The 20,610-nt window shown below is 59.1% G+C and carries 18 protein-coding genes; 5 read left to right on the top strand and 13 right to left on the bottom strand.

From position 1 onward, the window contains the following. Positions 1 to 21 precede the first annotated feature (21 nt). From ACXAG1_RS13585 to uvrD, 4 genes are all read right to left on the bottom strand, one after another. Entirely contained in the window at positions 22 to 1,191 is a 1,170-nt protein-coding gene (locus tag ACXAG1_RS13585) for a lipase family protein (RefSeq protein WP_475091266.1), read from the bottom strand. Positions 1,192 to 1,193: 2 nt separating this feature from the next. Then, positions 1,194 to 1,703, bottom strand: a complete 510-nt coding sequence (locus tag ACXAG1_RS13590) for a DUF6795 domain-containing protein (RefSeq protein ID WP_475091267.1) — start codon at positions 1,701 to 1,703, stop codon at positions 1,194 to 1,196. A 238-nt stretch (positions 1,704 to 1,941) separates the two neighbouring features. Then, a complete protein-coding gene (locus ACXAG1_RS13595) occupies positions 1,942 to 3,081 on the bottom strand; it encodes a TRAP transporter substrate-binding protein (protein WP_475119971.1) in 1,140 nt (379 codons plus the stop codon). A gap of 189 nt (positions 3,082 to 3,270) precedes the next feature. After that, on the bottom strand, positions 3,271 to 5,487 hold the full coding sequence (gene uvrD / locus ACXAG1_RS13600; RefSeq protein WP_475119972.1) for a DNA helicase II: 2,217 nt from the start codon (positions 5,485 to 5,487) through the stop codon (positions 3,271 to 3,273). A 286-nt stretch (positions 5,488 to 5,773) separates the two neighbouring features. Here uvrD and hexR point away from each other — a divergent pair, with 286 nt between their 5' ends. Together hexR and ACXAG1_RS13610 are read left to right on the top strand one after the other, a co-directional pair. Next, on the top strand, positions 5,774 to 6,628 hold the full coding sequence (gene hexR / locus ACXAG1_RS13605) for a transcriptional regulator HexR (RefSeq protein WP_299598300.1): 855 nt from the start codon (positions 5,774 to 5,776) through the stop codon (positions 6,626 to 6,628). A 210-nt stretch (positions 6,629 to 6,838) separates the two neighbouring features. Continuing rightward, positions 6,839 to 8,092, top strand: coding sequence for a multidrug effflux MFS transporter (locus tag ACXAG1_RS13610; protein WP_475119973.1), 1,254 nt, complete (start codon positions 6,839 to 6,841; stop codon positions 8,090 to 8,092). A 25-nt stretch (positions 8,093 to 8,117) separates the two neighbouring features. Here the strand turns inward: ACXAG1_RS13610 and gstA are convergent, their stop codons facing one another. From gstA to ACXAG1_RS13630, 4 genes are all read right to left on the bottom strand, one after another. Continuing rightward, entirely contained in the window at positions 8,118 to 8,717 is a 600-nt protein-coding gene (gstA, locus tag ACXAG1_RS13615; RefSeq protein WP_475119974.1) for a glutathione transferase GstA, read from the bottom strand. Between the two features lie 21 nt (positions 8,718 to 8,738). Beyond that, a complete protein-coding gene (locus ACXAG1_RS13620; RefSeq protein ID WP_475119975.1) occupies positions 8,739 to 9,710 on the bottom strand; it encodes a glutathione S-transferase family protein in 972 nt (323 codons plus the stop codon). A gap of 180 nt (positions 9,711 to 9,890) precedes the next feature. Continuing rightward, positions 9,891 to 10,877, bottom strand: coding sequence for a Gfo/Idh/MocA family protein (locus ACXAG1_RS13625; RefSeq protein ID WP_475119976.1), 987 nt, complete (start codon positions 10,875 to 10,877; stop codon positions 9,891 to 9,893). Positions 10,878 to 10,930: 53 nt separating this feature from the next. Then, the gene (locus ACXAG1_RS13630) at positions 10,931 to 11,818 is read right to left on the bottom strand and encodes a LysR family transcriptional regulator (RefSeq protein WP_475091275.1); all 888 of its coding nucleotides are present in this window, start codon (positions 11,816 to 11,818) and stop codon (positions 10,931 to 10,933) included. 162 nt (positions 11,819 to 11,980) lie between these two features. On the opposite strand from ACXAG1_RS13630, the gene ACXAG1_RS13635 reads away from it, so the two are divergent. From ACXAG1_RS13635 to ACXAG1_RS13645, 3 genes are all read left to right on the top strand, one after another. Then, entirely contained in the window at positions 11,981 to 12,874 is an 894-nt protein-coding gene (locus ACXAG1_RS13635) for a pirin family protein (RefSeq protein ID WP_475119977.1), read from the top strand. Positions 12,875 to 12,938: 64 nt separating this feature from the next. Continuing rightward, the gene (locus ACXAG1_RS13640) at positions 12,939 to 14,252 is read left to right on the top strand and encodes a cation:proton antiporter (RefSeq protein ID WP_475091277.1); all 1,314 of its coding nucleotides are present in this window, start codon (positions 12,939 to 12,941) and stop codon (positions 14,250 to 14,252) included. 42 nt (positions 14,253 to 14,294) lie between these two features. Continuing rightward, positions 14,295 to 16,184 (top strand): monovalent cation:proton antiporter-2 (CPA2) family protein, encoded by a 1,890-nt coding sequence (locus ACXAG1_RS13645; RefSeq protein ID WP_475119978.1) that lies wholly within the window; start codon positions 14,295 to 14,297, stop codon positions 16,182 to 16,184. Here the strand turns inward: ACXAG1_RS13645 and ACXAG1_RS13650 are convergent. The 5 genes from ACXAG1_RS13650 to ACXAG1_RS13670 all read right to left on the bottom strand — a co-directional run bounded on the left by ACXAG1_RS13650 (position 16,181) and on the right by ACXAG1_RS13670 (position 20,590). After that, positions 16,181 to 17,512 carry a c-type cytochrome gene (locus ACXAG1_RS13650; protein WP_475119979.1) on the bottom strand — a complete coding sequence of 444 codons (1,332 nt, stop codon included), beginning with the start codon at positions 17,510 to 17,512 and terminating at the stop codon, positions 16,181 to 16,183. The genes ACXAG1_RS13645 and ACXAG1_RS13650 overlap by 4 nt on opposite strands. Continuing rightward, the gene (locus ACXAG1_RS13655; RefSeq protein WP_475119980.1) at positions 17,512 to 19,119 is read right to left on the bottom strand and encodes a GMC family oxidoreductase; all 1,608 of its coding nucleotides are present in this window, start codon (positions 19,117 to 19,119) and stop codon (positions 17,512 to 17,514) included. The genes ACXAG1_RS13650 and ACXAG1_RS13655 overlap by 1 nt, the downstream gene beginning before the upstream one ends. Continuing rightward, a complete protein-coding gene (locus tag ACXAG1_RS13660) occupies positions 19,089 to 19,670 on the bottom strand; it encodes a sugar dehydrogenase complex small subunit (protein ID WP_475119981.1) in 582 nt (193 codons plus the stop codon). Before ACXAG1_RS13660 ends, ACXAG1_RS13655 begins: the two co-directional genes overlap by 31 nt. A gap of 124 nt (positions 19,671 to 19,794) precedes the next feature. After that, positions 19,795 to 20,325, bottom strand: a complete 531-nt coding sequence (locus tag ACXAG1_RS13665; RefSeq protein WP_475119982.1) for a lipocalin family protein — start codon at positions 20,323 to 20,325, stop codon at positions 19,795 to 19,797. Positions 20,326 to 20,344: 19 nt separating this feature from the next. Beyond that, entirely contained in the window at positions 20,345 to 20,590 is a 246-nt protein-coding gene (locus tag ACXAG1_RS13670; protein ID WP_475119983.1) for a VF530 family protein, read from the bottom strand. Between the last annotated feature and the right edge of the window lie 20 nt (positions 20,591 to 20,610).

Below are 20,610 nucleotides of genomic sequence, written 5' to 3' on the forward strand. Positions count from 1 at the left end.
GGCGCGGTGCACCCCTAATCGCTAAATACCGCGCCCTTCAGCCAGCGTCGCACTCAGGGCCTGCTTACTGATTTCGTTAACCCGGGATGATAGCTTTAACAGTAGGTTACGCAGAAAGTCGTGTGTGATACTGGCGGATTCAAGAATGGGCTTGAGGCCAAGGAACTGCATGATTTTCTTGACTAGCAGCGCCACCAGGCTCACCGAGCCGACGAGCAGTTTTACGCCGCTATTCAGCACCATGGCCAACTGGTCCATTAGAGTGAAATAGGTGGTGGCAGTAAAATTGATTACGCGCCCTGCGAACTCCATGCACTTTTTCACCACGTAGATAATGGCATCGTTCAACCATTCAATTGCAGACATCGTCTGTCCGATTGCGGCCTTGGATCGCAGCCAGGCTTCGACGCCGCTATCGGTACGGGCAGCCGGACGCATTGCATGAATTTCAGACCAGCTTTTTTTGCTTACCGAATCCACATACAGATCCATATCGTGATATGTCGCCCACGGAATCAACCCTGGAGATGGTAGGAAATATTCCCTGTCAGTACTCGGGGTATGTACAAAGGGCCATATCGGGATACATGGGACAATATCCGTACGATGATAGGCTCGGTACATATTCTTGTCGTTGAGCAACTGAGTACAGTTTTCTGAGAAACCGATCAAGCCCACTCTTGGGCTGCCGAAGGTATACAGCTTCGGTTGGTGTATGGTGTTGGCTTTAATCCATTCAGCAGCAAGTGTTGCCAGTGCGCCCCCGAGGCTATGTCCCAGGCAATGCACAAAAGTGCCGGAAGGTAGTGTGGCAACAAAGTCTTGTATCTGCGGCAACATCGACTGAAATGACTTTTTGAAGCCATCATGAACCGGTTGGCCCCTTGCGGAAGAGGACAAGGTTATATTTAGATTTGTCAGCCAGTCAGCGAGATATTGTGTGCCGCGAAACAAAATAAAAGCATGCCCCTGGAATGCTTCTTGGCCGACGAGCAAAAACCCGAACGCTGTTCTTACTTTGATAAAACCTGGCCCGCCGGTCTTGCCTTTCAGCATATTGGTTTCGAAAAACCGGATTTGATTTTTATACCTTACATTCAAAACCTCTATCGCACGATCCAGCCTGTCAATCTTGCTTAAGGCGTAAACATCTCTAGATAAACTAGCAGACTGTTGAGGTGTAAGTTCCATTTTTAAAATCCATTATCAATGACATCGGGTTCAACATCCCAAATGCACCGGGTAAAAAAAGGCTGATTGTTTACGTTGATAAGTTTTGTTTCACTCTCTAATTCACAGGTGACTGATATAGGAACACCGCGCGCTTCCGAATTTTCAGCTTTCTTTCTCTTTACGCCGGACCAAATTTCTATCTCTTCTTCGCCCACTGCCACGGTAATTTTCTGACCGACTACAAATTCTTGAGGCAAGATATTGACAATATTCCGCTCGAATCGAGCGGAAAACTCGAAGTAACCCTTATCATCCGTAATGGTTTCATCCTGCTTTTTTTTCTGAAAGTCTGTAGTTCTTGTTACTTTAGCACCAGCTACCGGTACTCCATTTTGTAAAATTACGCCAGAAACCCCAGAAAACGTACAAGCTTTACCAGTATCAAATATCGACATAGCGTGCAGAGAACCTGAAAATATTAATGCAATTAAAGAAACAGTGAATCGATACAATATTGTGTTGATATCCACGTATTGAAGCCCGGATCAAAAAACGAAGTGCAACGCACGGCGGAACTTACCGGCACCTGAAGTTATACTAAAGGGCGCGATACCTTTGTCAAAAATATAAAATGGTGTCAGAGTCAATTTACGAAATGCGCACGATCGTACCAATTTTTGCGATCGCGGGAGTCAATAAAATAGAGGGAATAACGTGCCAACGATGGATGCGGAATTCTGTCGGCACGTATATAGATGAAGTGGCGGACTACTCCTGCTCGGGTACTACGTCACGGGTATCGTAATAGGCTTCTTCACTGATTCGGTGATAGGGAATTACCTGCGACTCGAATTCCTGGAAGGCCTTGTATACACGATTGAACTGCGGATCATTGGCCGCGGTTTCCTGCATGATACCCTGATTTATCTTTTTCAGGTGGGCGATGACATCGTCCGGCAGTTTTCTCAGCTCAACCCCATGCTCATCCACCAGTTCTTTCAGCGCACGATTGTTGCGCGCGGTGTACTCGTCGAGCATATCCTGGTTGGCGTCGCGGGCGGCGGTTCGGACGATGGCCTGCAGATCTTTCGGCAATTTTTCGAACGCAGTTTTATTGATGATGATTTCGAGGATTGAACCCGGCTCGTGCCAGCCGGGGTAGTAGTAGTATTGGGCGATCTGGTGGAAGCCGAACGCGAGATCGTTGTACGGTCCGACCCATTCGGTGGCGTCGATCACGCCGGTCTGCAGTGCGGTGTAAAGTTCGCCACCGGGGATGGTGACGGCAGTGCCGCCGGCGCGGTTGAGGACCTCACCGCCGAGGCCGGGGATGCGCATCTTGAGACCTTTGAGGTCGTCGACAGAATTAATTTCCTTATTGAACCAGCCCGCCATCTGCACACCGGTGGATCCGCCGGCCATAGGGATCAGATCAAACGGCGCGTAGAGCTCTTCCCACAATTCACGACCACCACCGTAGTGCAGCCAGCCATTCATTTCCTGAGCGTTTAATCCAAAGGGTACCGCGGTAAAAAACTGCGCGGCGGGTACCTTACCTTTCCAGTAATAGGCCGCGCCGTGGCCTACCTGCGCAGCACCGTTTGAAACAGCACCAAAGACTCCCATAGCCGGGACAAGTTCACCAGCGCCGAAGACTTTGATCTTCAGGCGGCCATTGGACATTGTTGCCACGTTTTTGGCGAAACGCTCCGGCGCGCTGCCGAGGCCGGGGAAGTTCTTTGGCCAGGTGGTGACGAGCTTCCATTCAAAAGTTTGCTGGCCAGCGTTTTCGATCGAAGTGACGGTCTGAACCTGATCGGAGCGGGAGATCACCAGGGTGCCAAAGGTGAGCACCAGCAGGGCGAGCAGGCCGAGGATAACGGGGGGATACCAGTTTATTTTTTTCATGTCCGTTTGATTTTTATTTTTCGTTTTATTGCGTCATCCCGGTACCGGATCGCGTCCGGCATGACAAAAGTATCTGGGATCCAGTGAGTGTGGCAGGGTATTTGAGGTTGCTGCCGGTTCTGTGGTATCTGGATCCCGGATCAAGTCCGGGATGACGTTGTTGCTAAAATATGATGATGTCGATCGTGATTACAGCGGCTGTAGTTTGGCCATGGATACTACCAGCCATTTGGCTCCGGCGTCGTCGAAGTTGACCTGTACTCGGGCGCGTGGGCCGCTGCCTTCGAACTGCACCACGGTGCCTTCACCGAATTTGGCGTGGTCGACGCGGCCGCCCAGCGCCAGCGGTGGCAGGTCGTCGTCGAACTGCGGGGCCGGGTCGGAGAACTGGCCTGCTCGTCCGTAATTGGGTTGAAACAGGGGCTTGGAGACTTCGGTTTTCAGGCGAACCTCGTGGATGTATTCCACCGGGATTTCGCTCACAAACCGCGACGGTTTGTTGTAAGTCTCACTGCCAAACAGGCGGCGGCTTTCCGCGTAGGTGATATACAGCTTCTGCATGGCGCGGGTGATACCCACGTAGCAGAGGCGTCGCTCCTCCTCCATACGCCCGGGTTCCTGGGCGGACATCTTGTGCGGGAACAGGTTTTCCTCCACACCGGCCATAAACACCAGTGGGAATTCCAGACCCTTGGCGGAGTGCAGGGTCATCAGCTGCACGGCGTCTTCAAACTCATCTGCCTGGCCTTCGCCGGCGTCCAGCGCGGCGCTGTCGAGGAACTGGTTGATCAGTGGAATCTCTTCCTCGTCCACCGCCTCGCCATCAGCGTCCACGGTGGGCAGGCCGTCGAAGCCGCGACAGGCGCTCACCAATTCCTGCAAGTTCTCCACCCGGGTCTGACCCTTCTCACCCTTCTCCTTGCCGTGGAATTCGATCAGGCCAGTCTGTTCGATGGCCAGCTCGGCGATATGGTCGAGGGTTTTGTCGGTGCTCTCTTCGTCCAGCGCGTCGATCAGGCTCAAGAAGTTGGCCAGGGCATTGCCCGCGCGTGCGGCGAGGACTTTCTGTTGCAGCATCTTGGCGGCGGCGTCCCACAGGGAGCAGCCGTGTTCGCGGGCGAACTGGCGCACCATATCCACGGTGCGCGCGCCGATGCCGCGAGTGGGGGTATTCACCACCCGCTCGAAGGAAGTGTCGTCGTGGCGGTTGGTGATCAGGCGCATATAGGACAGCGCGTTCTTGATTTCCATGCGCTCGTAGAAGCGCTGGCCGCCGTAGATGCGGTAGGGCACCTGTTCCCGCAGCAGGCCTTCTTCCAGCACTCGTGACTGGGCGTTGGACCGGTAAAGGATGGCGATGCTGTCGCGGCGGTTACCATCGCGCACCCAGTCCTGGATGCGCTCGACAATAAAGCGCGCCTCATCCTGTTCGTTGTAGGCGGAGTAGAGCGCGATGGGCTCGCCCTTGTCACCCTCGGTCCACAGCTCCTTGCCGAGGCGACCGGTGTTGTGGGCGATCACCGCGTTGGCGGCGTTCAGGATGGTGCTGGTGGAGCGGTAGTTCTGCTCCAGGCGCACCGTCTGCACGTCTTTCAGATCCGCCTCGAAGTGCTGGATATTCTCGATTTTGGCCCCGCGCCAGCCGTAAATGGACTGGTCGTCGTCACCCACCGCGGTGATCGTGCACTGGTCGCCGGCCAGCAGGCGCAGCCAAGCGTATTGGATGGTGTTGGTATCCTGAAACTCGTCGACCAGGATATGGGGGAAACGGCGGCGGTAATGGGCGAGTATGCCGTCGTTATCCCGCAACAGTTCGTGGGCGCGCAGCAGCAGCTCGCCAAAGTCGACTACACCGGCGCGCTGACAGGCCGCTTCATAGGCGCTGTAAATTTGCACCATGGTCTGCAGCCAGGGATCGCCGGTGAGCTGGATATACTGCGGGCGAATCCCCTCATCTTTCTGTGCACCGATCCACCACTGGGTTTCCCGCGGCGACCACTTCTTGTCATCCAGCCCCAGCTCGTTCTGCACCCGCTTGATCAGGCGCAGCTGGTCATCAGAATCGAGAATCTGGAAGTTCTGCGGCAGCTTGGCTTCCTGCCAGTGGGCGCGCAGCAGGCGGTGGGCGAGGCCGTGAAAGGTGCCCACCCACATGCCGAAGGTGTTCACCCCCAGCAGTTCCTCGATACGCCCGCGCATCTCGCGCGCGGCCTTGTTGGTAAAGGTCACTGCCATAATGGAGTAGGGCGATGCCCCCTCCACCTGCATCAGCCAGGCGATACGGTGCACCAGCACACGGGTCTTGCCCGAGCCGGCACCGGCCAGAACCAGTTGATTGCCCGGCGGCGCCGCGACGGCTTCGCGCTGGGGGTCGTTGAGGGGGTCTAAGAGTTCAGATACGTCCATGGGGGCGGATTGTATCAGGGGTGGGGGGAGAACTGGGTATATAAACAGGGGTTTTTGTGGGCGGATGGGACGGCGGATGCGCTGCGCTTATCCACCCTACGGTTTGGTGGAGCGGCGCTGTAGGAGCCTGCCCTGCAGGCGAACATTATTGGGGCACGATTCGGTTCGCCTGCAGGGCAGGCTCCTACAGTAGGGGGGTGACAATAACGGCGTGGCGGGCTGCGGGGCTCGCCAGCACCGGGCCATGCCGCTAAACTGCACAGCTTGAACCAGAGAAGGTGTTGTCGTGAAGCCAGCGGAAGTCACGCAGAAGATCAGCGAACAGCTGAGTTCGATGCGCAAATCAGAGCGCAAGGTTGCGGAATATATCCTCGCCAATCCCGGCGAAATCATTCATATGCGGATCGTCGATCTCGCCACCGAAGCCCAGGTGAGCGAACCTACCGTGGTGCGCTTCTGTCGCGCGGTGGGCTGTTCCGGCTTCCAGGAATTCAAGCTGAACCTGGCCCAGCAGCTCGCCTCCAGCCCCAGCTTCGGCCAGATCGCCGTCACCGAAACCGACACCATCGCTGAATACAAACGCAAGGTATTCGACTCCACCGTCGATACCCTGCTGAATGTGCGCGACAAGATCGACGGCCGCGCCCTAGAAGCCGCTGTCGCCGCCATCGCTGCTTCCAAACGGGTTGAATTCTTCGGCTTCGGCGCCTCCGGTGCCGTCGCCGCCGACGCCCAGCACAAATTCTTCCGCCTGCAGATGGCCACCGCCGCCCACTCCGACCACCACATGCAGAGCATGTCGGCCATGAGCATGAAGCCCGGTGATGTGGTGGTCGCCATCTCCCAGAGCGGCCGCACCTCCTCGCTGCTGCGCTCCATGGAAATGGCCAAGGCGCAGGGCGCCACGGTGATCGGCCTCGGCCCCAGCGGCTCTCCCATGACACGCCAGTCCAGCATCCCGCTGGAAGTGGATGTGGAAGAAGATATCGAACTGTACACACCGCTTTCGTCGCGCATCGCCCACCTGGTGGTGATCGATGTCCTCGCGATCGGCGTCGCCCAGCGCAAGGGTCCACAGCTGCAGGAGCACCTGCTGAAGCTGAAGAAAGGCCTCTACAATCTGCGGGAAGAGAAACACTGACACGGACTGATCGTTCGGTCAGCGCCGCGCTTCGACCCCGGCTCCCCTGTCCCTGACCGCAAATTCCCGAACTGTCATGGAAACTGGCCTTGGCCCCCGTTACCATGCCGGCGCCCGCCGGTGTCTCGGTTTTAGCCGTAACAGCCGATGCCGGCCACCTCAACCGAGTACTTGCAACAAGTACTCGAGATTCTCTTCAATTGAGTTGTTATGCCCCCGAATTTCTTCGACGCCGAAGGCAAGCCGCCGCGTTGGCTCGCCCCCTGTCTCGCCGCACTGGTGGCACTGACGCCATTTGCCATTGATACCTACCTGCCGGCAATTCCCGCCATGGCCATGGCGCTGGGTGTGGAGGTGGCGCAGGTACAGCACTCGGTTTCCAGCTATCTGCTGGGGTTCGCCGTGGGCCAATTGATTGGTGGGCCACTGTCGGACCGTTGGGGTCGCATTGTCACCGGCACCATCGGGCTCGCCATCTTTATCGTCAGCTCGGCACTGATCCTATTTACCAACACCGTGGAACTGCTGGTGGCGCTGCGCTTCTGCCAGGCGCTGGGTGGCGGCTTTGCCACGGTGATCTGCGGGGCGATCGTGCGCGACCTGTACCACGGGCGGGACGCGGCGCGGATCATGTCGATGATTGCCACCATGATGCTGATAGCCCCCATGGCGGCGCCGGCGATTGGCGCGACCCTGCTGACCTTCGGCGACTGGCACGCGATCTTTATCTTCCTGCTGGTGTACGGTCTGCTGATGATGGTACTGGTGCGCGGGGTGCTACCGGAGACGGTATCCAAGTTCCGCCGCGCACGCCGCCAGCGGGAGTCCCGCCGCAGCATGCTAAAAGGCTATGCGCAGATCTTCCGCACCCCCCGTGCACTGGGCTTTCTGTTCGGGCAGGCGTTGATCAGTGGCAGCATGTTTATCTACATCACCACCGCGCCTTTCGTGTTTATGGAGCATTTCGGGGTTTCTTCCGCCACCTTCCCCATGCTGTTTGGCAGCTGTGTGCTGGGACTGGTGTTGATGGTGCAGCTGAATATCCGTCTGCTGAAGGTATTTGAACCGCGCCAGATACTGCTGGCGGGTATGGGGCTGCAGTTGTTTTCCTGCGCGCTGTTGCTGGCGAGCACCCTGTATTTCGGACAGGACCAGGTGTTGCTGGCGTGGATGGTTCCGCTGGTGATGGCGATGGGTGCCATCGGCATCATCACCCCCAACTCGGCCGCCTGTTATCTCGAATTCTTCCCCAGGATCAGCGGTACTGCGAATGCCCTGTACGGAGCCTCGCTGTTTATTTTTGGTGGGGTCCTGGGTGGAGCAGTGAACGCGGTGCACACCGGCACTCTGGTGCCGATCGCACTGGGGATGCTGTGTTGTTCCGCCGCCGCCCTGTGCATGGCGCTGTTTGTAGCGCGGGCGCGCCGGCCGATCGAAATTGAGGAGCAGACGCTGCGGGTATGACCCGCAGCCGTGGCTCTGCAGGCCTTTAAATCAGGCCTTCCGCCTTCAGTGCCTTCTGCACCCCTTCCCGCTGGCCCATGCGCTCGGCAAACGCCTTGAGCCTGGGCCAACTGCCGGTATCCACACCCACCTTGCTGCACCAGTTGTACACGGTAAACAGATAGGCATCGGCGATGCTGAAGTCGTCACCCATCAGGTAGTCTCCGGCCATCTGGTCTTCCACATACTGGAAGCGCTTCGCCAGTTTTTCTTTGGCTGCCGCCTGTTCATCATCGCTTCCATCCCAGAACAGGGGCAGGAAGGATTTGTGCACCTCGGTGGAAATGTAATTCAGCCACTCCAGCACCCGGTAGTGATCCAGTGAGCCGTATTCCGGGGCCAGTTTTTTCTCCGGTTTCTGCTCCGCCAGAAACTGCACAATGGCCGGTCCCTCGGTGAGCAGCTCGCCGCCCTCCAGCTGCAGCGCCGGCACATAGCCTTTCGGATTCACCTCCGTGTAGTCGCCGCCGCTTTCGGTCTCCTTGGTTTTCAGGTTCACCTTGCACAGGTCGAGATCAATGCCCGCCTCGCAGGCGACGATATGCGGTGACAGGGAACAGGCACCGGGGGCGTAAAACAGCTTCATGGTTTTCTCCGTGTCGTAGCGTTATCCGCGGCCGTGGGGCGCGCTGTAGTCCAGTTCCGGTCCCACAGGCACGATGCCAGTGGGATTGATGTTTTTGTGGCTGGCGTAGTAATGGGTCTTGATATGGTGGAAGTCCACCGTGTCCGCCACGCCCTCCCACTGGTACAGCTCGCGCACATAACCCCACAAATTGGGGTAATCCGCCAGGCGCTGCTTGTTACATTTGAAGTGGCCGTGGTACACGGCGTCGAACCGGATCAGTGTAGTAAACAGCCGCCAGTCCGCCTCGGTAATCCGTTCGCCGGTGAGGTAGCGGTTGCTCTGCAGGCGCTGCTCCAGTTGTTCCAACACCTCGAACAGCCGGTGATAGGCGGCCTCGTAAGCCTCTTTGCTGGTGGCGAAACCCGCACGATACACGCCGTTGTTGACGTTTTCGTAAACCAGCGCATTGGTGGCGTCGATATCGCCGTGCAGATCCTGTGGATAAAAATCCTGCTCGTCGCCGGTGAGGTCGTTGAACGCGGTGTTGAACATGCGGATGATTTCCGCGGACTCGTTGCTGACGATCTGCTCGCGCTGTTTGTCCCACAGTACCGGTACCGTCACCCGCCCGGAATAGTCCGCGCGGTTGCGGGTGTACACCTGGTGCAGAAAATCGCTGCCGAACAGCTTGTCGCCGCTGCTGCCTTCGTCTTTATCGAAGGTCCAGCCGTTTTCCATCATGTAGGGGCTGACCACCGAAACGTCGATGTAGTCCTCCAGCCCCTTGAGCTTGCGGAAAATCAGCGTGCGGTGGGCCCAGGGGCAGGCGAGGGAGACATAGAGGTGGTAGCGCCCTTTCTCCGCCTCGAAGCCACCCTCGCCACTGGGGCCGGCGCTGCCATCGGCGGTGACCCAGTTGCGCAGCTGCGCCGCCTCGCGCTCGAATTCACCGCCGCTTTTGTCCGTGTCGTACCACTTGTCTTTCCACTCGCCGTTTACCAGCAGTCCCATTCTTCACTCCTGTTACCGGATCCGCACCGGGCTTCACACTGTTCCACACACCACTCCCCACGAAAGTGTAAGAAGCTGTCATGCAGTTCAGTGTAATTCGGAGATTCGAAACTAAAATCGCAGTTATTCGGCGGGAAACACCGTTTTTTTAGCAAGAAAAGAGAAAGGGCAGGGGGCTCACTATCGAAACCCCGCCAGAATCTGGTCCATCACCCGCGAGGCCTTGCCGCCCTCGGCGCCGGCGACCGGGTGCGCACCCGCGCCGTTCAGGTGTTTGACCATATTCTCGATATGAAAGAACTGGATATTCTCCGGGTGGGCAATATCGGCCGTTTCGCGGTCATCGCCCGCTTCGAGCTGCAGTGGATTCTCCGCAAACACGGAAAAGCGGATTGTGCCTTTGGCGCCGCAGATTACCACCTCGTCACAGTAGTCACTGGCGCCGAAATTCCAGAAACCCGCACCGGTGGCGCCATTTTCAAATACCCAGCAGGCGGAAACCGCATCTTCAGCGTCATACAGATTCTGCTGATTGACCGCGATACCGCGGGCATCGGTAATGTCACCGGCCAGGTGGATAAACAGGTCGAGGCCGTGGCAGGCCAGGTCGACAAAATGTCCGCCGCCGGATACCGCCGGGTCGGTGCGCCAGTCGTACTCCGGTGACAGATCCGCGGCGGAAGGGGTGCGCGCATAGCTCCAGTTGATATGGCGCACAGCGCCGATACGACCGCTGTCGATCCACTCTTTGACTTTATTGAAGCGGGGCAGGGAGCGGCGGTAATAGGCGACAAACAGCTGCGCATCCAGCCCCTCAAACGCCCCGATGATTTCCTCGCACTCGGCAAAATTGAGCGCCATGGGCTTTTCCAGGCAGCAGTGTTTGTTAGCGCTCGCTATCTTCAGGGCGTACTCGCGGTGGCTGCCCGGCGGGGTGGCCACATAGATGGCATCGATTTCCGGGTCGTTGATCAGCTCGTCGGCGCTGGCGTAGGTTTTGGGTACCCCGTGGCGCGCGGCGTAGTCCGCGAGCTTTTCCCGGTCCCGGCGCATCACCGCCAGCAACTTCGAACCCGCCACCTTGTTAAATGCCGGGCCACTTTTCAGCTCGGTGACATTGCCGCAACCAATAATGCCCCAGCGGATTTTGTCGCTCTCACCAGTCATCTGTTAGATCCCAATTTAAATAATGCTAAGGCCTCGCGAGGCGCCAACCGCGATCATTCGATCGGCGGCAAACCCTCGCGCAGTGCGCGCAACAGCAGACAGGCGGCGGGGCCGGCGCGATCCTGGTCGGCGTACACCAGATACACTGTGGCTTCCCGCTCCCAGGGTTCCTCGGTGCGCAGGGGTAGCAAGCGATCGGCAGACAGGGAATCGCGGATGCGGGTCTGCGGCAGCCAGGCAAAACCCAGGCCCCGTTCAATCAGCTCGATGGAAGTGTGCACGTTGGTGACGGTGATGCGCTGGTCGGAACCGAGCCAGCCGGCATCCTGGCGATTCTTCAAAGCGGAATCGCGCATCACAATCTGCCGCGCCGCTTTCAGGTCCTCGCGGTTTACCGGCCGGCCCAGCTGATGCAACGGGTGGTCCGGGTGTGCCACCGGCACGAACTTTACCCGCGAGACGGGCTCACCCACAAACCCCTGGGGCACCCGCGCGGTAAGAATGAAGTCCACTTCCTGTTGCAACAGCAGCTCCTCGCCGCCAGAGAGCACCGTTTCGCGAATTTCCAGCCGGGTGTGCGGGTATTCACTGGCAAAGCGCTCCACCGCGTTGAACAGCGCCTCGTAGTCGAACAGCACATCCACCGCCAGACGCAACTGCGCCTCGGTACCCTCCGCAAGACTGGCGGCAACGGATTCCAGCGCCTCGGCCTCGTCCAGCAGGCCGCCGGCCCGATTCAACAACACGCGCCCGGCATCGGTCAGCTCCGCCTTGCGCCCGCGCACTTCCAGCAGCGAAACCCCCAAACTTTCCTGGAGCTTGTGCACCGCGTGATTGATGGAAGACTGGCTTTTGTGCACCGCATCTGCGGCCTGGGAGAAGCCCCCGTGCTCTACCACCGCCTGAAACATGCGCCACTGTTCCAGTGTTACCTTGGCCATAGACTGTCCTTCGTCTGAATTCGAAAACTGATTCCGCCTCGCACCACCGGGTAAAACGGAATTCCGATTAATCTATCGAGCTTGTCGAAACTTAGCTGCGATTATTTGCCATTTTCTGGCGATTTTATCGGCCTATACTGCCGGAAATGGAGGAACAGAACCATGTCTAAAGTCACATCAAATAGCGCAAACAGCGCCAGCATCCGCCCCGCTGCGCGGGTTGTGGCGGGCCATCCCTCTGCCGATGGCGCCGGGGTGAAGATTCACCGGGTGGCGGGTTTCCAGTCCCGGGACTTCAGTCCCTTCCTGATGATCGATGAGATTCGCTCGGAAAATCCTGATGACTATATCGCCGGCTTCCCGCCGCACCCACACCGCGGGATAGAAACCCTCACCTATATGCTGAGCGGCGAGTTCGAGCACCAGGATCACCTGGGCAACCGCGGCGCCATCAATCAGGGCGGTGCCCAGTGGATGCGCGCCGGCCGCGGCATTATCCATTCGGAAATGCCGTCCCAGGGTGAGGGCGGCATGCACGGCTTCCAGCTGTGGATAAACATGGCGGCGAAAGACAAGATGAGTAAGCCGGACTGGCGCGATATCCAGCCGCATCAGGTACGGGAGATTTCCCTGGACGAGAGCGGCTCGCTGATCCGCCTGATCTCCGGGCAATGGCAGATTGCCGGAGAACCGGAATGTGGTCCGCTGCTGGAAGCGGCCGCGGATGCGGCGGTGGCCGATGTGCGCCTGGCACCCGGCGCAGAAATTAACTTACCGGTGCCTCCGCAGCACTCAGTGCTGGTTTACCTATATCGCGGTGCGCTGGACACCGGCCGCGGTGTGGTGGAGCGCGGCAATCTGGTGTTGTTTGGCGATGGTGAATCGCTACAATTGCGCGCGCCGCAAGGTGCACCAGAGGAGGGCGTTGGACTGTTGCTGTTACACGGCACTCCATTGGACGAACCCGTCGCCCACTACGGTCCCTTTGTTATGAATACCCGCGAACAGATCGAACAGGCGGTGCGCGACTACAATAACGGCACGCTTACGGATTGAGTTTCGCGCACGCCGGGTAACCCGCCCGGCGTGCCGCCTATCTACTTGAGGTAATCCCCCGGGCATGGACGTCTATTACATCTTTTGCTTTCTCGCCGCCGTTTCCGTGTTCCTCGGGTTTATCAATCAGTATGTGCTGCGCACGCAGACCACCATCGCCATTACCGCGGGTTCCCTTGCACTCTCTCTGATCGTCACCGGTCTCGGCAAACTGGAAGTTGTCGAGCTGCGCGACTGGGTGGCGCAACTGCTGCCGCTGATGAACCTCCCGGACCTGCTGCTGAAGGGCATGCTCGGCTTCCTGCTGTTTGCGGGCTCACTGCATATCGACCTGCTGATGCTGCGCAACCAGAAGGTGGAGATTACGCTGCTGGCGATTGTCGGCACTTTGATTTCAACCTTCGCCGTCGGTTACATGCTGTACTTCTTTTTCGGCCTGATCGGTATGCCGGTTGAACTGGTGTACTGCCTGCTGTTTGGCGCACTGATTTCCCCCACCGACCCCATTGCGGTGCTCGCCATCATCAAAAGCCTGAAGGCTCCGGAACAGGTGTCGATTCAGGTGGAGGGGGAATCTCTGTTCAACGACGGCTTCGGCATGGTGGTGTTCGCGGTGATTTATGCACTGGCGTTCCAGGGCACCGAGCCTACCGTCGCCGCCATCAGCCATCTGTTTATGGTGGAGGCCCTCGGTGGTATCGCGCTGGGTCTGGCCATCGGTGGCCTGTTCCACTGGCTGATTTGCTCCACCAACGATCACAGCCTGGAATTGTTGCTGACCCTGGTGATACCCACGGCAGGTTTTGCGGCGGCCAATATGCTCGGTGTTTCCGGCGCACTGGCCATGGTGGTGGCGGGGATCATCATCGGCAACTTCACCCGTGAGAAAGGTTTCTCGCGCATGAGTCAGCACGAGCTGGATAACTTCTGGTCCATTACCGAGGAGTTCCTGAACGGGATTTTGTTCCTGCTGGTGGGACTGTTCCTGATCACCATCGACTTCAAGCCCATCGACTATGTGCTGATCGCCGCCGCCATCGTGATCGTGCTGCTGGGGCGGGTGCTTGCGGTCGGCTTGCCGTTCCTGTTCCTGAAGCGCCACCGCCGCTACCACCCCTACACCGAGCGTATTTTGATCTGGGGCGGCCTGCGCGGCGGCCTTGCGCTGGCGTTGGCAATGTCGATACCCGCCGGCTATGTGGTGGACGGTGTGTTTGAAGACGCCACTCACGATCTGCGCCACCTGTGGGTGGTGATGACCTACGGCGTGGTACTCTTCTCGATCGTGGTACAGGGCTCTACCATCGCGCCGCTGATCCGCCGCAGTCGCGAGGCCAGCTTTTCCGAAAACGAGCCGCCGACGCCGCAACCCGACTGATACTGCCGCGCTGCGGCCCCGATATAACGCTTACGATTTTTCATGCCGCACGACAATTTTCTAATTCAGACCGTTATCTTTCTCGCCGCTGCAGTGGTGTCCGTACCGCTCGCCAAGCGGCTGGGCTTTGGCTCGGTGCTCGGTTATCTGGTGGCCGGGGTGTTAATTGGCCCCCACACCTTTGGCCTGGTGGGGGATACCAGCGAAGAGCTGCACTTTGCCGAGTTTGGCGTGGCGCTGATGCTGTTTCTGATCGGCCTGGAACTGCAACCGCGGAAACTCTGGGCGCTGCGCGGCGCCATTTTCGGCACCGGTGGCGCCCAGGTTCTGCTGACCGCGCTTGCGATCTGTGGCCTGGCCATGGCGCTGTTCGACTTCAACTGGCGCACCGCGACCGCGGTCGGGCTGGTGCTCGCACTTTCCTCCACCGCTATCGTATTGCAGTCGCTGTCGGAGAAAGACCTGCTCAAAACCGAAGGCGGGCGCAATGCGTTCAGCGTACTGCTGTTCCAGGACATCGCCGTCATCCCCATTCTTGCGTTGCTGCCGCTGCTGGCCACCGTGGAAATTGCCAGCGATCCGGACGACCTGCAGGGGTGGACCTACGCTCTGGCGGTATTGGGTGCGGTAACCGGCCTGATTCTGGCCGGGCGCTTTCTGCTTACGCCGCTGCTGCGCATTGTGGTGGGCACCCGCACCCGGGAACTGTTTACCGCCTGTGCGCTGCTAATCGTTTTGAGTGCCGCGGCGCTCATGTCGGCGCTGAATCTGTCGCCGGCTCTCGGCACCTTTATCGCGGGTGTGGTACTTGCGGACAGCGAGTTTCGCCACGAGCTGGAAGCGGACATCGAGCCCTTCAAGGGTCTGCTGCTGGGGCTGTTTTTCCTCGCTGTCGGCGCCAATCTGGATCTGGCACTGGTGATGCAGCAGCCGCTGCTACTGCTCGGCCTGCTGGCGCTGCTGGTACTGGTGAAATTTGCCATTCTTTTTGCTCTCGCGCGGGTGCGCGGAATGGCGCGAGGAGAAGACTGGCTGTTTGCGCTATCGCTGGCACAGGCGGGGGAGTTCGGTTTCGTGTTGCTGGCCTATGCCAGCCAGAACCACGTACTGCCGACGGATGTGAGCAGCGTGCTGATCGCACTGATCGCCCTGTCGATGGCATTTACGCCGCTGTTGCTGATGGCCTACGAACGGCTCATCCAGCCGCGCTTTTTCAGTGGCCCGCGCCAGCCGGATGTCGCGGACAGCGCGCCCCACGACGATGGCTCGCCGGTTATCATCATCGGTTACGGTCGCTACGGGCAGATTGCCGGGCGCCTGCTGAACGCCTGCGGGTTCGATACCACGCTGTTGGAACACAATGCCGAGCAACTCGAACTGGTGCGCCGCTACGGTATCAAGGCCTATTACGGCGACGCATCCCGGGAGGACCTGCTGCACGCGGCGGGGGCGGACAACGCGAAGATCGTGATCCTTACCCTCAGCGACCAGGCCGCATCGCTGGAGATCGTCAGCCGCATCCAGAAGCACTTCCCACACCTCACTATTCTCGCGCGCGCGCGCAACCGCATGCATCAGTACGCGCTTATGGAGGCGGGGGTGAAATACATCTACCGGGAGACGGTGGACAGCGCCCTGGAAATTGGCGCCGGCGCGCTGCAGCTGCTGGGTCTGTCCAGACACCAGGCCCAGCGCTCCGCACGCAAATTCAAACAGCACGACCAGCGCATGCTGGAATCCCTGTTCCCCTACTGGCGCGATGAATCCCAGCACGTGGCTAAGACCAAGATCTATCGCGAGCAGTTGCTGCAGGCACTGCAGGAGGATCGCCGCGATCCCGACCTGCACCTGGATCACCACTGGGGCGACAGGGATACAAGTGCGGGAAAGGGTAAACGTGACAAGGTTAGAAAGGTGCAACCGGGTCTTTAACCGGCGCTACCCGCTTCTCGGTCACTATTTTTATCCGGGGTGGCAAACTGCTTGCGCAGATAAGTCATTAGCCGCTCGAGTTGTTCGTCGTTCAACTCACTGGCAAACCCCGGCATCATGATTTCTTCACCATCCACCGTCCGGCGTATGCCCTGCAGTATTGCCTGGCGCAGATTGTGGTCGCTTTCGGCACCCACGGTAGAGTTGTGCACCAGGGACGGGTAGTAGCCGTCTTTGCTGCCGGTGCCATCCACGCCGTGGCAGGTGGCACACAGCCCCAGATACAGGCGCGCGCCATCTGCACTCAACCTCGGATTCAGCTCGTGTACCAGGGGGTTGCCGCGCTCGATGATCACATCCGTCGCGGCGGTGCCGCGCCGCTGACGGGGAACCCGCGCCTTACCTTTTACCGGTGGGATGGCGCGCAGGTAGGTGACCATTGCGCGGATATCCGCGTCAGTCATCCGGGAAAGGCTGAACTCGATCGCCTCCGCCATAGGGCCACCGGCCTGCGCGAGGCGATTGACGTGGCCGGTTTTGAGATATTGGGTAAGTTGCTCGGTGCTCCAGTCCCCAATGCCGCTATCGCGGTCCGGGGTAATGTTGTAGGCCTCCCAACCATCCAGCACCGGTCCTCCCCCGAGAAACCCTTTTTCGGATTCATCGTACGCCTTTTGCTGAAATGCCAGGCCGCGGGGCGTGTGGCACTCGCCGCAATGGGCCAGCGCCTGAACCAGATAGGCGCCGCGGTTCCAGGACTCACTCTGCTGCGGATCGGGCTTAAACGGGCCGCTGGGTGTGAACAGGTAGTTCCAGATTTTCAGTGGCCAACGGGCGCTCAGTGCGCGGGTGATTTTATTCGGCGGCGGCGTGTCGTGGACCGGCGCCACACCAAACAGGAAATAGGCATACAGCGCCTGAATATCCGCATCGGTAATTTTCGCGTAAGACTCGTAGGGCATCGCAGGATAGAGGTTGCGCCCCCCCTTGCCGATCCCCCGGCGCAGTGCGCGGTCAAACTCCTCCAGTGTCCAGGTACCGATGCCGGTGTTGATATCCGGGGTGATATTGCTGCTGTATAGCGTACCGAGCATCGGAATGGGCATGGCGCGGCCGCCCGCAAACGGCGTGCCGCCGGCACGGGTGTGGCAGGCCTGACAATCCCCGGCAACGGCCAGGTAGCGCCCCCTCTCGATCAATTCTGGCCGGTTCAGCTCGGTATTCACTTCCGATTCCGCCGCCTGGTCCCAGACCTCCTGCGCCAACAACAGCGCCGCCGGCAACAGGGCGCCGACAGCCACCAGCCATATCCCTCGCACCCCCATCATCACACCTCCTTGAGTAGTGTGTCCGCCAGGCGCAGGGCGAGGGCAGCGATGGTGAGGGTGACATTGACGGTGCCCACCGTGGGCATTACCGAGCTGCCGGCAATAAACAGATTGGGGTGGTCGAAGGTGCGGCAGTCCTTGTCCACCACCGAGTCCGTCGCTTCAAACCCCATGATGGTGGTGCCGGTAATGTGGTTGTTGGGCGCGAAATCATCGCTGAAGGTGACGTCGGTGCCGCCCATCACCCTGGCGATTTCCCCGTAGGTTTCCCGGGTGTGCGCGGCACTCTTCGCCACGTAATCGTCAATACTGTAAGTGATTTCCGGGCGCGGTATACCGCTCGCGTCCTTTTCCGAAGTACTGGGGCGAATGCGGTTTTGCGGCTGCGGCAATATTTCGTGGAAGCTGTTGAACTCCACGTAGCGCGCCGCGCGCTCGCGGATACGCTCGGTGAGCTCGGGGATATTGATCGGATCCCGTTGCTCCAGTACCCCGCGGGTTGCCTTGTGCACCGCAGACATATTCGACAGGTGCAACTTCTTGCCCGCATAGTCCGCGCGAAACTCGCCATCCCGGAAACCGACCAACGAGGTCATTTCCTGGGGGCCCCGGCCTGGCCACAGAGGCTCGTCAGCGTAAAAATGCACACCTGTACCCGGGTGATCCATCAGGTTGCGGCCCACCATATCCGAGCGATTGCCGACCCCGGTGGGGTGCTTGCGGCCGTAGGAGATCAGCATCAGTTTCGGCGTTTCGATCCCGTTGGCGGCGAGGATGAAGTGCTTGCCAGAAACCCGGTGATCCATGCCCATGGGGTCCTTGTACTCTGCGGCAACAATGCGATCGCCCTCACTCACTAACCGGTTCACCACCGCGCTGTGGATCAGTTCGGCGCCGTGCGCCTCCGCCTTGTCCACGTGCACGATACCGTTGTACATGGCGCCAATGGGGCAGATGGGCATGCAGTTGTTATTCCCGCAACAGGTAGGGCGACCATCGTAGGGCCGGCTGTTGCGTGCCACCGGCTCGGTCACCACTTTCCAGGCGGGATTGTGGCTATTCATACGCGTTTTTACGCGGGCTTCATTGAAAGACAGCGGCAACGGCTGCATCGGGTAGCCAGTACTGCGGGGCGAACCCAGGTCTTCATCCTTTGGCCCCCAGACCCCCAGCTCCTGCTCTGCGCGGTGGTACCAGGGCTCCAGGTCGCTGTACTCGATGGGCCAGTCGCGGCCGACTCCGTAGAGGCTTTTCAGTTTGAAGTCGCTCGGCAGAAAGCGCCAACAGGACGCCGCCCAGTGCCAGGTAGTGCCGCCCACAGCGCGAATATACTGGGAGTTGAACGCATGGCTGCCCTTGAAGATCAGGTAATCATTGGCAAACTCGCCGTATTCCGGGTGCGGTGCCCAGGGCGGTGAGCGATAGGCCGCCATAAAGTCGGACTTGTCTGGCTGGTTGCGAAATCGCTCCACCGTCTGCCAGCGGGGTACTCGCGGCCCCGCCTCCAGAATAATGACCGATTTGCCCGCTTTGGCGAGCGTGTTCGCCACCAGGGCGCCCGCCACCCCAGAGCCTATCACCACAAATTCGGCTTCCTTGCCTGGCAAAATCTAGCCCCCCCGAATTTCAGTTTGGGTGCGCTGGCCCAGTCGCCCGGCTTACCGGTGCAGTAACTGGGTATCGGGAGTACATCTGCGGTGAGGCGATACATCAGTGCGCGTTCAAACGTCACCAGAGTCTTACCCACCGTTCCCAAGTACCAGGCAGAAACGATCAATTGCGCCACCGGCGAGTGACGATCCACAGGGCCCGGATCTTCCGGCAATACATCCAGTTGCTGGGCGAACGACGGATACTCACTGTTCAGGGCCGCCAACAGGCGCACCGCAACACGCCGATCGAGCTGAGTATCGACCGGCAGTGGATGAAGGAGTTTTTGCGACACCGAGAAAAATTTACTGAGCCGGTGGCCCGCCTCTTTGCTGCTGTCCGGTAGCTTGTCCGCCCGCACCCTGGGCAGCGCGCCGGTCCCCGCCAGCAATCCACAGCCGAGGTAGAGTTGCGTGCGAATAAAGCGGCGCCGACCAGTTGCCGGAAGTTCATCGGCGCGCACACCGCCATTGGGTCTCGCGCCGCGATCTGAAATGCCTGCGCCCACACCGCCTCCCGCCCACAAAAAATTTCGCTACTGGGAGTATAGAAAAGGCTGCTGTGACCGCATTTTGAAGAAATTCAGCCCCCGTTACCGGCGCGGGCCGAAATCTCTTTGCGCTGGCACCGGTTTATTCCTGAGGCTCCTGGGTCACCATTATCAGTGCCTCCGTATCGAAGCCGAGCTCACTCGCCCGGCGCACATACCGCTGCATCACTGCGTCCGGCACCGTGGGCGTGCGCGACAGCAACCAAAGATAGGAACGGTCCGGCCCGGACACCATGGAGTAGCGATAGTCCTCATCCAGCTCAAACACGATATAGGCGCCATAAAAAGGCCCGAAGAATGAGACCTTCAGGTGCCCCACATTCGGAGCATCGACAAAGTAGGCTTTGCCTTCCGCCTCCTGCCATTTGGCGTTCTCGGCATCAAACCCGCGATTCACTACCTTCACACCGCCGTCTTCACGCAGGCTGTATTGCGCGGTTACCTTGCTGAGGCCCCGCTCGAAGGAGTGATCCAGGCGTGCGATTTCATACCAGGTACCCAGGTAGCGGTTGATCTCGAAATCCTCCACCGGTTCCACGCCATCGGGAACACCGGTACAGGCGGACATCGGCACAATTGCGGCAATCAACAGATACCGTATCAGGTTGCGCACTTCAGGATCCTTTTGCTGTTTACGTTTTCCAGGGGTTACTGTCGGTAAAGGTCGCGATATACAGCGCCTCGACCTTCTCTCTGGCCCAGGGGGTTTTACGCAGAAACTTCAGACTGGATTTCACCGAGGGATCATTGCGGAAGCAATTTACCGGCACACGGTCTGCAAGCCCCTGCCAGCCGTAGTGCTGCTCGAGCTGCAACACGATGGTTTCCAGCGTCACACCGTGCAGAGGGTTATTGGGTTGTTGATGATGCATGTTCATTGGCGCCACTCGGTGAGGTT

The organism is Microbulbifer sp. ABE4_465 (assembly GCF_056160765.1).

What these genes read in the sequence shown, in the direction of transcription:
- ACXAG1_RS13620 (WP_475119975.1), bottom strand. Translation starts at nt 9,710, where the DNA reads ATGGGACTGCTGGTAAACGGCGAGTGGAAAGACAAGTGGTACGACACG.
- gstA (WP_475119974.1), bottom strand. Translation starts at nt 8,717, where the DNA reads ATGAAGCTGTTTTACGCCCCCGGTGCCTGTTCCCTGTCACCGCATATC.
- uvrD (WP_475119972.1), bottom strand. Translation starts at nt 5,487, where the DNA reads ATGGACGTATCTGAACTCTTAGACCCCCTCAACGACCCCCAGCGCGAA.
- ACXAG1_RS13595 (WP_475119971.1), bottom strand. Translation starts at nt 3,081, where the DNA reads ATGAAAAAAATAAACTGGTATCCCCCCGTTATCCTCGGCCTGCTCGCC.
- ACXAG1_RS13670 (WP_475119983.1), bottom strand. Translation starts at nt 20,590, where the DNA reads ATGAACATGCATCATCAACAACCCAATAACCCTCTGCACGGTGTGACG.
- ACXAG1_RS13645 (WP_475119978.1), top strand. Translation starts at nt 14,295, where the DNA reads ATGCCGCACGACAATTTTCTAATTCAGACCGTTATCTTTCTCGCCGCT.
- ACXAG1_RS13625 (WP_475119976.1), bottom strand. Translation starts at nt 10,877, where the DNA reads ATGACTGGTGAGAGCGACAAAATCCGCTGGGGCATTATTGGTTGCGGC.
- ACXAG1_RS13640 (WP_475091277.1), top strand. Translation starts at nt 12,939, where the DNA reads ATGGACGTCTATTACATCTTTTGCTTTCTCGCCGCCGTTTCCGTGTTC.
- ACXAG1_RS13610 (WP_475119973.1), top strand. Translation starts at nt 6,839, where the DNA reads ATGCCCCCGAATTTCTTCGACGCCGAAGGCAAGCCGCCGCGTTGGCTC.
- ACXAG1_RS13630 (WP_475091275.1), bottom strand. Translation starts at nt 11,818, where the DNA reads ATGGCCAAGGTAACACTGGAACAGTGGCGCATGTTTCAGGCGGTGGTA.
- ACXAG1_RS13585 (WP_475091266.1), bottom strand. Translation starts at nt 1,191, where the DNA reads ATGGAACTTACACCTCAACAGTCTGCTAGTTTATCTAGAGATGTTTAC.
- ACXAG1_RS13635 (WP_475119977.1), top strand. Translation starts at nt 11,981, where the DNA reads ATGTCTAAAGTCACATCAAATAGCGCAAACAGCGCCAGCATCCGCCCC.
- ACXAG1_RS13650 (WP_475119979.1), bottom strand. Translation starts at nt 17,512, where the DNA reads ATGATGGGGGTGCGAGGGATATGGCTGGTGGCTGTCGGCGCCCTGTTG.